The sequence below is a fragment of the Citrobacter farmeri genome (genome assembly GCF_019048065.1).
Taxonomy (GTDB): domain Bacteria; phylum Pseudomonadota; class Gammaproteobacteria; order Enterobacterales; family Enterobacteriaceae; genus Citrobacter_A; species Citrobacter_A farmeri.
The window spans coordinates 1,904,272-1,916,885 of sequence record NZ_CP077291.1; the positions used below are offsets into that span (position 1 = coordinate 1,904,272).

The window sequence follows — 12,614 nt, forward strand, 5'->3', positions numbered from 1 at the left end:
GCTTGCCGGGTTTTTTCTGTAACTTACATCCGCTCTACGGTTTCGATCCCCAGAGTATCCAGACCGAGCTTCAATGTTTTCGCCGTCAGCAAAGCCAGTTTCAGGCGGCTGTTACGAACCTCTTCGTTCTCTGCGCTCAGAATTGGGCAGTGCTCGTAGAAGCCAGAGAACAGACCGGCGACATCATACAGATAGGCACACATCACGTGCGGGGTCCCTTCACGTGCGACAACGGTCAGCGTCTCTTCGAACTGCAGCAGACGGGCAGCTAGCTGTGCTTCGCGATCTTCGCTGAGCATAACCTTAGCATTCGCCAGGTCATTTTCATCCAGTCCGGACTTACGGAATACCGACAGCACGCGGGTGTAGGCGTATTGCATGTATGGCGCGGTGTTACCTTCGAACGCCAGCATGTTGTCCCAGTCGAAGATGTAGTCGGTGGTACGGTTTTTGGACAGATCGGCGTATTTCACCGCGCCAATACCGACAGCGTTAGCCAGTTTTTCCAGCTCGTCTGCCGGCATATCCGGATTCTTCTCACTCACCAGACGGCGTGCGCGTTCCAGCGCTTCGTCCAGCAGGTCAGCCAGTTTCACGGTACCGCCTGCGCGGGTTTTGAACGGTTTACCGTCTTTACCCAGCATCATGCCAAACATATGGTGTTCCAGCGGCACGGAGTCCGGTACATAACCGGCTTTACGCACGATGGTCCATGCCTGCATCAGGTGCTGATGCTGACGGGAGTCGATGTAATAGAGCACGCGATCGGCATGCAGCGTCTCATAACGGTATTTGGCGCAGGCAATATCGGTGGTGGTATACAGATAACCGCCATCTTTCTTCTGAATGATGACGCCCATCGGTTCGCCTTCCTTGTTTTTATACTCATCAAGGAATACCACCGTTGCGCCTTCGCTCTCGACGGCCAGACCTTTGGCTTTCAGATCGGCTACGATCCCCGGCAGCATCGGGTTGTACAGGCTTTCACCCATCACATCGTCGCGAGTCAGGGTCACATTCAGACGGTCATAGGTGATCTGGTTCTGGGACATGGTGATGTCGACCAGCTTGCGCCACATTTGCAGGAAGTACTCGTCGCCACCCTGCAGTTTAACCACATAGCTACGTGCGCGCTCGGCGAAGGCTTCGTCTTCGTCGTAGTGTTTTTTGGCTTCACGGTAGAAACCTTCGAGATCGGCCAGCGCCATTTCACCGGCGTTTTCCTGTTGCTGTTTTTCCAGGTAAGCGATCAGCATACCGAACTGGGTGCCCCAGTCGCCGACGTGGTTGGCGCGAATAACGTGGTGGCCGAGGAACTCAAGGGTACGCACGGCGGCATCACCAATAATGGTGGAACGCAGATGCCCGACGTGCATCTCTTTCGCCACGTTCGGCGCGGAGTAATCTATCACCACCGTCTGCTTCGCGGGTTTTGCCACGCCGAGACGATCGGAGGTCAGTGCCTGTTCCACGTGTTCTGCCAGGAACGCCGGGTCGAGGAAAATGTTGATAAAGCCAGGGCCCGCGATTTCAACTTTACTGGCGATACCGTTCAGATCCAGATGAGTCAGCACCTGCTCAGCCAGTTGTCGCGGAGCCATACCCAGTTTTTTAGCAACTGCCATCATGCCATTGGCCTGATAGTCGCCGAACTGTACTTTTGCTGACTGACGAACCTGCGGTTCGCAATCTGCAGGCGCGCCTGCAGCAATCATGGCCTGACTGACTTTTTCTGAGAGAAGAGCCTGAATATTCACCGGAATACCTTACGTTGATGAAGCGGGATGTTATTTACCGCACCAGTTTAAGAATTAAGGGCGGGAGTATACTGCAAATGCCCCCCTGCGTCAGCACCGCACAGCCGTAAGCGCGTACAGAAAATAAGCGTTAAAGGAGTGCATAAGCATGCATACCGCAAAACCTGCAATCTGCAGTTGGTTGCAAGAGGCCAACAGAGTAAATTAGCGGCTTTGAACACCGATAAGAGCTCTCATTATGGCGAACTGGCAGACTATTGACGAACTGCATGATATTTCCGCAGATTTACCGCGATTCACTCAGGCGTTCACAGAACTTTCCACTCGCCTCGGTCTGGATGTTGCACCGCTTGAGGCCGATCACATTTCTTTGCGCTGTCATCAGGATGCCACTGCTGAACGCTGGCGTCGTGGATTTGAACAATGCGGCAAGTTGCTGTCGGAAAATACTATCAACGGCAGACCGATTTGCCTGTTTAAATTGCACGAGCCGGTGTGCGTCGCGCACTGGCTTTTCTACATTGTGGAACTGCCGTGGCCCGGAGAAAAGCGGTATCCTCATGAAGGGTGGGAGCATATTGAAATTGTCCTGCCGGGCTCCCCTGAAACCCTGAATGCCCGCGCGCTGGCGCTGCTTTCGGACGACGGATTAAGCCAGCCGGGTATGTTTGTGAAAACCAGTTCACCGAAAGGGGAACACGAACGTCTGCCAAACCCGACGCTGGCGGTCACTGACGGGAAGGTAACCGTCAAATTCCACCCATGGTCGATTGAGGCGATTGTCGCCAGTGAACAGCAACAGGAGTGAATATGGCATTGTTGGAAATCTGTTGTTACAGCATGGAGTGCGCGCTCACGGCGCAGCAAAACGGTGCGGACCGCATTGAACTGTGTGCCGCGCCAAAGGAGGGGGGCTTAACGCCGTCACTGGGCGTATTGCGCTCGGTCCGTCAGGCGGTGACGATTCCGGTGCATCCCATTATCCGTCCGCGCGGTGGCGATTTCTGTTATACCGACGGTGAGTTCGCTGCGATGCTGGACGATGTACGAACCGTGCGCGAACTGGGTTTTCCCGGACTGGTAACCGGTATTCTTGATCCTGATGGTCACGTTGATATGCCGCGTATGCAGCAGATTATGGATGCAGCGGGCCCACTGGCGGTGACCTTCCATCGCGCCTTTGACATGTGTGCTAATCCGTTAAATGCGCTGGAGAATCTTGCAGAATTGGGGATTGTCAGAGTGCTGACGTCGGGGCAAAAATCTGACGCAGTGCAAGGTTTAGCAAATATTTTGGAACTTATTGCTCAACCCGGTGCTCCAATCATTATGGCCGGAGCGGGGGTTCGCGCAGAAAATTTGTCGCGTTTCCTGGATGCCGGGGTACGGGAAGTACACAGCTCTGCCGGAACCTTGAGGGTGTCACCGATGCGTTATCGCAATCAGGGTTTGTCAATGTCGACAGACAAGCAAGCGGATGAATATTCCCGCTATGCAGTAGACGGCAAGGCGGTTGCTGAGATGAAAGGAATCATCGTTCGCCATCAGGCCAAATGATTTTACCGTTGCATCATGTCGCCCAATATGATGCTTGCTCGTACCAGGCCCCTGCCCATTCAACAGGGGCCTTTTTTTACGCTAAATTCAGCTGATGAATGAAACCGTAGGCCGGATGCGCCTCGCTTATCCGGCCTACGACCCACAACATCAGGGTTTCCGTGCGATCAATACGGCGCGTAATGGGGCAGGGTAGCCTTCGATGGTTTTGCTGCGATCGTTCGGGTCGAGGAAGTCGGCCAGCGACTCCGTGACCATCCATTCGGTACGACGCTGCTCTTCGGTTGAAGTGATGCAGACGTCAGCGATGCGCACATCGACAAAGCCGCATTTCTCCAGCCAGTTTTTCAGCGCCAGAGCTGAAGGGATGAAATAGACGTTGCGCATTTGCGCGTAGCGGTCGCCCGGTACCAGCACGGTGTTTTCATCGCCTTCCACCACCAGGGTTTCAAGCACCAGTTCTCCGTCGTTCACCAGCTGATCTTTCAACTGCCAGAGATGCTCCAGCGGTGAGCGGCGATGGTAAAGCACACCCATCGAAAAGACGGTATCAAACGCATTCAGCGCTGGCAGTTGTTCTATGCCCAGCGGCAGCAGATGCGCACGCTGATCGTTACCCAACAGTTTACGTACCGCTTCAAACTGGCACAGGAACAGTTGCGTTGGGTCAATGCCGACGGCCAGGTGTGCCCCTGCGCCAATCATCCGCCACATGTGGTAGCCACTACCGCAGCCGACATCCAGGATCGTGCGACCGGTCAGATCCGACAGATGCGGCAACACACGATCCCATTTCCAGTCGGAGCGCCACTCGGTATCAATGTTCACGCCATACAGCGAGTACGGACCTTTACGCCACGGCATCAGATTTCGCATCAGCGTATCGATACGCTTGATTTGCCCGGGACTCAGCGGCTCTTGACTCTCCGCCGTCACGCTGTGCAATAAATCCAGACGATACGGGGTCAGTTCTGGTAGAAATTCCACCGCGTTGGACCATTGTTTAAAGAGACCGTGCTGATCGCGCTGCCAGGCGGCAATCTGCGCGGGCAGTGTTTCCAGCCAGTGGGCAAGATGATTCTTGGCAATCAGCTGATAGAAGTTACCAAAGTCGATCATGCGCTCGCCCCGGCTTTCAGCGCCACCAGAGATCCAAAGTTAAAACACTGGAACCACAGTTCGCTGTGCTCAAAACCGGCCTGACGCAGGCGTGTTTTGTGGGTTTCAACGGAATCGGTCAGCATCACGTTTTCCAGCATGCTGCGCTTCTGGCTGATCTCCAGTTCGCTATAACCGTTGGCTCGCTTGAAGTCGTGATGCATGTTGAACAGCAGTTCGCCGACTTTCGCATCCTCAAAGCTGAATTTTTCCGACAGCACCAGCGCACCGCCTGGATTCAGCCCCTGATAAATCTTATCCAACAACGCCTGGCGCTCCGGCGGCTCAAGGAATTGCAGGGTAAAATTCAGTACCACCAGTGAGGCGTTCTCGATGGTAATCGTGCGGATGTCACCTTCCACGACCTCAACCGGTGTCGGTGCCTTGTAAGCGTCGATATGACGGCGGCAACGTTCGATCATCGCCGGGGAGTTATCAATGGCGATAATTTTGCAGTTTTCATGATGAATATTGCGACGCACTGAGAGCGTCGCCGCACCCAACGAACAACCCAGGTCGTAAACCTGCGTATCCGGCTGCACAAAGCGCTCGGCAAGCATGCCAATCATCGAAATGATATTGGAATAGCCGGGGACAGAACGCTGGATCATATCCGGGAAGACTTCGGCTACCCGTTCATCGAAAGTCCAGTCGCCCAGGCTGGCGATAGGCGCAGAAAAAAGCGTGTCGCGGTGAGACATAACGTAAAAATCCGGGAAAAATAAAGTGGCGTATTGTGCGCTAATGCAGGGAGAAAACCAACTCCCACGGCATATACCAAAGGTTCGCCAACACCATCAGCAACAATGCACACCAGGTGGCGCTCATACCAGAGCGACGCCAGCGGAACAGACGGTGGTGGAAACCGTAATAATGCATCAGCCGACCCACGAGCAGAATAATGCCGCAAATATGCACCATCCAGGTTTCTGCGCCATTCATTTCCATAAACAGCAACAGCACTAACGCGACGGGAATGTATTCCACCGCATTACCATGAATGCGAATGGCGGTCTGGAGTTCACTGAAGCCGCCGTCGCCATAGGCAACGCGGTATTGCATCCGCAGGCGGACAACGTCAAAAGAAAACTTCATCAACAACAACGCACCCAAAACGGCATACAGCGCGCTTACCATACAAACTCCCTTTAAAATGGCTGATGGCACTGTCTATGATAGGTGGCAATTTCAGAAAAGAGAAGATTGCTGTGGAATGGACGGAGCAGTTCCAATGTCCGGCAAGACGTTGTGTAGGTCCTGCCACAAGGTATCAACCAGCTCCGGAGCCTGCGCGATATCGGGGGTATGCAAAAAAAGATACGGCGTGGCGGTCTGCGCCCAGAGTGGTAATTTTTGTAGCCATGCGGCAAAGAATTCCCGATTTTGCTGCATGTCATCGCTGCCGATAAAGCGCACCAGCGGATGGTTCGCGGTGACGACCGCATGCACCGGCAGCTTCGGTTTCTTGCGCTGAGCATCGCGGATGGCTTCATTGTGTGCGCGGGCCGCGTGTACCGGACGACTGTCGAGGATCACCCGATTCACCCCGCGCTGATGCAAACCACTGTTGAGCTGCTGTTCAGCGCTACCTTTGGCGAAAAACTCTGGGTGACGCACTTCGACGCCGTAGGTAAACGTCTGCGGCAAGGAATCGAGAAAATGCCAGAGGGCAGGGAGATCGCGTGGACCAAAGCTGGCGGGTAATTGCAGCCAGTACTGACCGATGCGGGTTTCCAGCGGTGACAGTCGGGTCAGAAACTCGTGGAGCAAATCATCGCAGTTGCGTAAAGCCGCCTGATGGGAAATGGTCGCCGGAAATTTAAAACAGAAACGGAACGCATCCGTCGTTTGCGCGTGCCAGCGTGCAACAATCTCTGCTTTTGGCAACGCGTACAGGGTAGTGTTGCCCTCCACGCAGTTAAAGTGGCGGGCATACTCTTCAAGACCGGTGATGCCAAGACGTACCCATTTTGGGTGCGACCATTGTGGCAGGCCAATATAGATCATAAGGCGTTGACGATCTCTTCTGTACTGCGCACGCGCGCGATGCGAGGGAAAATGTGCGACAGGCTGTTCTGATGTTGATCGGCGCTGGCGGCGCTACAGGCGTCTTCGGCAATCACCAGACTAAAGCCCAGTTCCCAGGCGTTTCGCGCGGTGGACTCGACGCCGATGTTGGTCGAAATCCCGCACAGCACGAGGGTGTCGATACCACGACGGCGTAACTGAAGCTCCAGGTCTGTGCCATAGAATGCGCCCCACTGGCGTTTGGTGACTTCCAGATCGCTGTCGGCTTTGCCCAGCGCCTTTGGATACGTCCACCAGTTTTCCGGCAGCGCTTTAGCCGGGGCCTGTGCGTCAACAGGCTGTTTGAGCGCTTCAGCGTAATCGTCAGACCAGCCTACGCGGACCATCACTACCGTTGAGCCTTTAGCACGAAATGTCTGCGCCAGTTGCGCCGCACGTGCCACCACGTCATTGGCTGAATGAGGGCCGCCGGCAAAGGGCAGGATCCCTTCCTGCAGGTCAATAATGACCAGGGCTGTCGTTTTAGCGTTCAGTTGTAACATGGTAACTCCCGTCAAAAATCAAAATTCCGTTACACCTTAATCGCGATTGCGTGTGTAAGGAGCGACAATTTTTGTTATTTTTTGTGAGAATTCGCAAGGCTCGTCCAGGAAACAGGCGTACAGTCAGTACCGGACTTATCGTGCGGCAGAATTTCCAGTATAATAGCCGCCTTTTTCATTCAGTTGTGACATACAGTTAAAGCTGCGACATCGTGGCCTGCAAGACAGGCGACAATCCGCCTGCGGCTAATTAAGGGATATCTCATGCGTACAGAATATTGCGGACAGCTCCGTTTGTCCCACGTGGGGCAGCAGGTGACTCTGTGTGGTTGGGTCAACCGTCGTCGTGATCTTGGTAGTCTGATCTTCATCGACATGCGCGATCGCGAAGGTATCGTGCAGGTGTTTTTCGATCCGGATCGGGCGGACGCGTTAAAGCTGGCCTCTGAACTGCGTAATGAGTTCTGCATCCAGGTGACGGGCACCGTGCGTGCGCGTGACGAGAAAAACGTCAATAGCGAGATGGCAACGGGCGAAATCGAAGTGCTGGCCTCTTCGCTGACGATCATCAACCGGGCAGAATCACTGCCGCTTGACTCCAACCACGTGAACACCGAAGAAGCGCGTCTGAAGTACCGCTATCTGGATCTGCGTCGCCCGGAAATGGCGCAGCGCCTGAAAACCCGCGCGAAGATCACCAGCCTGGTGCGCCGCTTTATGGACGATCACGGTTTCCTTGATATCGAAACCCCGATGCTGACCAAAGCCACGCCGGAAGGTGCGCGTGACTATCTGGTTCCTTCCCGCGTGCATAAAGGTAAATTCTACGCGCTGCCGCAGTCTCCTCAATTGTTCAAACAATTGCTGATGATGTCCGGTTTTGACCGCTACTATCAGATCGTCAAGTGCTTCCGCGACGAAGACCTTCGTGCTGACCGTCAGCCAGAATTTACCCAGATCGATGTGGAAACCTCCTTCATGACCGCCGAACAGGTGCGTGAAGTGATGGAAGCGCTGGTGCGTAGCCTGTGGCAGGACGTGAAAGGTGTGGATCTGGGCGACTTCCCTGTCATGACTTTTGCTGAAGCTGAACGTCGTTACGGTTCCGATAAACCGGATTTGCGTAACCCAATGGAGCTGGTGGACGTTGCCGACCTGCTGAAGGCCGTTGAGTTCGCTGTGTTCTCTGGTCCGGCGAACGATCCGAAAGGACGCGTTGCTGCGCTGCGCGTTCCGGGCGGCGCTGCACTGAGCCGTAAGCAGATCGACGACTACGGTAATTTCATTAAGATCTACGGCGCGAAAGGTTTGGCTTACATTAAAGTCACCGAGCGTGCGAAAGGTCTGGAAGGCATCAACAGTCCGGTGGCGAAATTCCTCAATGCGGAAATCGTGGAAGCGATCCTTGAGCGCACTGGCGCGCAAGATGGCGATATGATTTTCTTCGGCGCGGACAACAAGAAAGTGGTTGCCGATGCGCTGGGCGCGTTACGTCTGAAACTGGGCAAAGACCTGAGCCTGACTGACGAAACGAAATGGGCGCCGCTGTGGGTTATCGATTTCCCGATGTTCGAAGATGACGGTGAAGGTGGTCTGACCGCAATGCACCATCCGTTCACCTCACCGAAAGACATGACGGCTGCGCAACTGAAAGCTGCACCGGAAGACGCGGTGGCGAACGCCTATGATATGGTCATCAACGGCTACGAAGTGGGTGGTGGTTCCGTGCGTATTCACAGCGGTGAAATGCAGCAGACCGTGTTTGGCATTCTGGGTATCAATGAACAGGAACAGCGTGAGAAATTTGGCTTCCTGCTGGACGCGCTGAAATACGGTACGCCGCCGCACGCTGGCCTGGCATTCGGCCTTGACCGTTTGACCATGCTGCTGACCGGTACCGATAATATCCGCGATGTTATTGCCTTCCCGAAAACCACCGCCGCGGCCTGCCTGATGACCGAAGCGCCGAGCGTTGCTAACCCAACAGCGCTGGCTGAACTGGGTATTCAGGTCGTTAAGAAAGACAATAAAGAGTCGTTGGAGAACGAATAATATGACATTTAAGCGTCCTGTTTCTGTCCTGGTCGTGATTTTTGCCCAAGAGACGAAACGGGTGCTGATGTTGCAGCGACGCGATGACCCTGAATTCTGGCAGTCGGTTACCGGCAGTGTGGAAGAAGGGGAGACCGCGTCGCAGGCCGCCATGCGTGAAGTAAAGGAAGAGGTCGCCATCGACGTTGCGTCTGAGCAACTGACCTTAATTGACTGTCAGCGCACGGTGGAATTTGAGATTTTTTCACATTTACGTCATCGCTATGCACCGGGTGTGGTGCGCAACACAGAATCCTGGTTCTGCCTTGCGCTGCCGCGCGAGCGGCAGATCGTTTTTAGCGAACACCTGACCTACCAGTGGCTTGATGCGCCAGCTGCGGCGGCGCTCACCAAGTCATGGAGCAACCGGCAGGCGATTGAAGAATTTGTAATTAACATCGCCTGAGAAGGCATGCTTTTTGAGGAAATATTTATGGCAGGTCATAGTAAATGGGCCAACACCAGACATCGTAAAGCGGCGCAGGATGCTAAGCGCGGCAAAATTTTCACCAAGATCATTCGTGAACTGGTGACGGCGGCTAAACTTGGCGGCGGCGATCCGGATGCGAACCCGCGTCTGCGTGCAGCTGTGGACAAAGCGCTGGCAAACAACATGACCCGTGACACCCTGAACCGTGCAATCGCCCGTGGCGTGGGCGGTGATGATGATGCGAACATGGAAACCATCATCTATGAAGGTTACGGTCCTGGCGGCACGGCGGTTATGATTGAATGCCTGTCTGATAACCGTAACCGTACGGTGGCAGAAGTGCGTCACGCGTTCAGCAAATGCGGCGGTAACCTGGGGACGGATGGTTCTGTCTCCTACCTGTTCAGCAAGAAGGGCGTGATCTCCTTCGAAAAAGGGGATGAAGATGCGATCATGGAAGCGGCGCTGGAAGCCGGTGCGGAAGACGTTGTGACCTTCGATGACGGGGCAATTGACGTCTACACGGCATGGGAAGAGATGGGCAAAGTCCGTGACGCGCTGGAAGCGGCGGGTCTGAAAGCCGACAGCGCTGAAGTCTCGATGATCCCGTCAACCAAAGCGGACATGGATGCGGAAACCGCACCGAAACTGATGCGTCTGATCGACATGCTGGAAGATTGTGACGACGTGCAGGAAGTCTACCACAACGGTGAAATCTCTGATGAGGTTGCCGCTACATTAGAATGATGTGGCTTAATCCCGTTACAACCGGAGGCGCGTGATGTCCATCATTCTCGGTATTGATCCGGGCTCCCGCGTCACCGGTTACGGCGTGATTCGTCAGGTAGGCAGGCAACTGACATATCTCGGCAGCGGCTGCATTCGCACCAAAGTCGACGATCTTCCTTCACGCCTTAAGCTAATTTATGCCGGTGTGACGGAAATCATCACCCAGTTTCAGCCCGACTACTTTGCCATCGAGCAGGTGTTTATGGCGAAAAACGCCGATTCTGCGCTCAAACTGGGGCAGGCGCGTGGGGTGGCGATTGTCGCGGCAGTGAACCAGGAACTGCCGGTATTTGAGTACGCGGCGCGTCAGGTGAAGCAGACGGTAGTCGGCATAGGTAGCGCAGAGAAAAGCCAGGTGCAGCACATGGTGCGAACCTTGCTGAAACTGCAGGCTAATCCGCAGGCGGATGCGGCAGATGCGCTGGCCATCGCCATTACCCACTGCCATGTCAGTCAGAATGCGATGCAAGTGAGTGAGTCGCGCCTCAATCTCGCGCGAGGTCGCTTGCGATAATGTTAAATGAGGCTGGATATCTATCCAGCCTTTTTTTATGATACAGCTTTACTTTCGGCCCAACGCAGGAGCGTAACGTGATAGGCAGACTCAGAGGCATCATTCTGGAAAAACAACCCCCGCTGGTGTTACTCGAAGTGGGCGGCGTCGGCTATGAAGTGCATATGCCAATGACCTGTTTTTATGAGCTCCCGGAATCCGGAAAAGAAGCCGTTGTCTTTACCCACTTCGTGGTGCGCGAAGACGCACAGCTACTGTACGGCTTTAACAATAAACAAGAGCGCACGTTGTTCAAAGAGCTCATCAAAACTAACGGCGTCGGGCCAAAACTGGCGCTGGCGATCCTGTCCGGGATGTCCGCACAGCAGTTCGTTAACGCTGTCGAACGTGAAGATCCTGCCGCGCTGGTGAAACTGCCAGGTATCGGCAAAAAGACGGCGGAACGACTGATTGTTGAAATGAAAGACCGCTTCAAAGGTCTGCATGGCGATCTCTTTACGCCAGCCGCCGATCTGGTGCTGACCTCGCCGGCGAGTCCGGCTACGGACGATGCCGAACAGGAAGCGGTTGCGGCGCTGGTGGCGCTGGGCTATAAACCACAGGAAGCCAGCCGCATGGTGAGCAAAATCGCTCGCCCGGATGCCAGCAGCGAAACACTGATCCGCGAAGCCCTGCGCGCCGCGTTATGAGGTAAAGGATGATAGAAGCAGATCGCCTGATTTCGGCAGGTGCCACCCTCACAGAAGAGGTAGCCGATCGCGCCATTCGCCCGAAATTACTTGAAGAGTACATCGGTCAACCGCAGGTGCGCTCGCAGATGGAGATTTTCATCCAGGCGGCAAAACTGCGTGGCGATGCGCTCGATCACCTGCTGATTTTTGGTCCTCCCGGTCTGGGAAAAACCACGCTTGCCAACATTGTTGCCAATGAAATGGGCGTCAATCTGCGCACCACGTCCGGCCCGGTGCTGGAAAAAGCGGGCGATCTGGCCGCGATGCTGACCAACCTTGAACCCCACGACGTGCTGTTCATCGATGAGATCCATCGATTGTCTCCGGTGGTGGAAGAGGTGCTCTATCCGGCGATGGAAGATTATCAGCTGGATATTATGATCGGCGAAGGGCCGGCCGCGCGTTCGATTAAAATCGATCTGCCACCCTTTACCCTGATCGGCGCGACGACTCGCGCGGGGTCACTGACCTCACCGCTGCGCGATCGTTTTGGCATTGTGCAGCGTCTGGAGTTCTATCAGGTGCCGGATCTCCAGTATATCGTTGGGCGCAGTGCGCGCTTTATGGGGCTGGAGATGAGCGATGAGGGGGCGCTGGAGGTCGCGCGTCGCGCGCGAGGAACGCCGCGTATCGCTAACCGTCTGCTCAGACGCGTACGGGACTTCGCCGAAGTGAAGCATGACGGTACCATTTCCGCTGCTATTGCCGCGCAGGCGCTGGATATGCTGAACGTTGATGCCGAAGGCTTCGATTATATGGACCGCAAGCTACTGCTGGCGGTGATCGACAAATTCTTTGGTGGGCCGGTCGGGCTGGATAACCTGGCAGCGGCCATCGGTGAAGAGCGTGAAACGATTGAGGATGTGCTGGAGCCGTATCTAATCCAGCAAGGCTTTTTGCAGCGCACGCCGCGCGGAAGAATGGCGACAGTACGCGCCTGGAATCACTTTGGTATTACACCGCCGGAAATGCCGTAATTCCTCGAGCCTGATGGCGCTTCGCTTATCAGGCCTACCC

Annotated in this window: 14 protein-coding genes; 8 read left to right on the forward strand and 6 right to left on the reverse strand. The window is 54.9% G+C overall.

Features of this window, described 5'->3' with window-relative positions:
• Positions 1-23: 23 nt before the first annotated feature.
• Positions 24-1,757, reverse strand: coding sequence for an arginine--tRNA ligase (argS, locus tag I6L53_RS08955; RefSeq protein WP_042318393.1), 1,734 nt, complete (start codon positions 1,755-1,757; stop codon positions 24-26).
• A gap of 238 nt (positions 1,758-1,995) precedes the next feature.
• Between argS and I6L53_RS08960 the strand changes: the two genes are divergently transcribed.
• Positions 1,996-2,565: a VOC family protein gene (locus tag I6L53_RS08960; protein WP_042318394.1), complete on the forward strand. Its 570-nt coding sequence runs from the start codon at positions 1,996-1,998 to the stop codon at positions 2,563-2,565.
• Between the two features lie 2 nt (positions 2,566-2,567).
• The gene (gene cutC / locus I6L53_RS08965; RefSeq protein WP_042318396.1) at positions 2,568-3,314 is read left to right on the forward strand and encodes a copper homeostasis protein CutC; all 747 of its coding nucleotides are present in this window, start codon (positions 2,568-2,570) and stop codon (positions 3,312-3,314) included.
• A gap of 150 nt (positions 3,315-3,464) precedes the next feature.
• Here the strand turns inward: cutC and cmoB are convergent, their stop codons facing one another.
• Genes cmoB through I6L53_RS08990 form a run of 5 tightly spaced genes read right to left on the reverse strand, consistent with a single transcriptional unit; the run spans position 3,465 to position 7,042 of the window.
• The gene (gene cmoB / locus I6L53_RS08970) at positions 3,465-4,433 is read right to left on the reverse strand and encodes a tRNA 5-methoxyuridine(34)/uridine 5-oxyacetic acid(34) synthase CmoB (protein WP_042318397.1); all 969 of its coding nucleotides are present in this window, start codon (positions 4,431-4,433) and stop codon (positions 3,465-3,467) included.
• A complete protein-coding gene (cmoA, locus tag I6L53_RS08975) occupies positions 4,430-5,173 on the reverse strand; it encodes a carboxy-S-adenosyl-L-methionine synthase CmoA (RefSeq protein ID WP_042318399.1) in 744 nt (247 codons plus the stop codon). Before cmoA ends, cmoB begins: the two co-directional genes overlap by 4 nt.
• Positions 5,174-5,213: 40 nt before the next feature.
• A complete protein-coding gene (locus I6L53_RS08980; RefSeq protein ID WP_042318401.1) occupies positions 5,214-5,609 on the reverse strand; it encodes an MAPEG family protein in 396 nt (131 codons plus the stop codon).
• Positions 5,610-5,660: 51 nt separating this feature from the next.
• Positions 5,661-6,479, reverse strand: coding sequence for a DUF72 domain-containing protein (locus tag I6L53_RS08985; protein WP_042318403.1), 819 nt, complete (start codon positions 6,477-6,479; stop codon positions 5,661-5,663).
• Positions 6,476-7,042 carry a hydrolase gene (locus tag I6L53_RS08990; RefSeq protein ID WP_042318406.1) on the reverse strand — a complete coding sequence of 189 codons (567 nt, stop codon included), beginning with the start codon at positions 7,040-7,042 and terminating at the stop codon, positions 6,476-6,478. Before I6L53_RS08990 ends, I6L53_RS08985 begins: the two co-directional genes overlap by 4 nt.
• Before the next feature lie 264 nt (positions 7,043-7,306).
• On the opposite strand from I6L53_RS08990, the gene aspS reads away from it, so the two are divergent.
• The 6 genes from aspS to ruvB all read left to right on the forward strand — a co-directional run bounded on the left by aspS (position 7,307) and on the right by ruvB (position 12,574).
• Positions 7,307-9,094: an aspartate--tRNA ligase gene (gene aspS, locus I6L53_RS08995; protein WP_042318407.1), complete on the forward strand. Its 1,788-nt coding sequence runs from the start codon at positions 7,307-7,309 to the stop codon at positions 9,092-9,094.
• 1 nt (position 9,095) lies between these two features.
• The gene (gene nudB, locus I6L53_RS09000; RefSeq protein ID WP_042318408.1) at positions 9,096-9,539 is read left to right on the forward strand and encodes a dihydroneopterin triphosphate diphosphatase; all 444 of its coding nucleotides are present in this window, start codon (positions 9,096-9,098) and stop codon (positions 9,537-9,539) included.
• A 27-nt stretch (positions 9,540-9,566) separates the two neighbouring features.
• Positions 9,567-10,310 carry a YebC/PmpR family DNA-binding transcriptional regulator gene (locus I6L53_RS09005; protein ID WP_042318409.1) on the forward strand — a complete coding sequence of 248 codons (744 nt, stop codon included), beginning with the start codon at positions 9,567-9,569 and terminating at the stop codon, positions 10,308-10,310.
• Positions 10,311-10,344: 34 nt separating this feature from the next.
• The gene (ruvC, locus tag I6L53_RS09010) at positions 10,345-10,866 is read left to right on the forward strand and encodes a crossover junction endodeoxyribonuclease RuvC (RefSeq protein WP_042318411.1); all 522 of its coding nucleotides are present in this window, start codon (positions 10,345-10,347) and stop codon (positions 10,864-10,866) included.
• Positions 10,867-10,943: 77 nt separating this feature from the next.
• Positions 10,944-11,555 (forward strand): Holliday junction branch migration protein RuvA, encoded by a 612-nt coding sequence (gene ruvA, locus I6L53_RS09015; protein ID WP_042318413.1) that lies wholly within the window; start codon positions 10,944-10,946, stop codon positions 11,553-11,555.
• A gap of 8 nt (positions 11,556-11,563) precedes the next feature.
• Positions 11,564-12,574 (forward strand): Holliday junction branch migration DNA helicase RuvB, encoded by a 1,011-nt coding sequence (gene ruvB, locus I6L53_RS09020; RefSeq protein WP_042318414.1) that lies wholly within the window; start codon positions 11,564-11,566, stop codon positions 12,572-12,574.
• Positions 12,575-12,614: the final 40 nt, after the last annotated feature.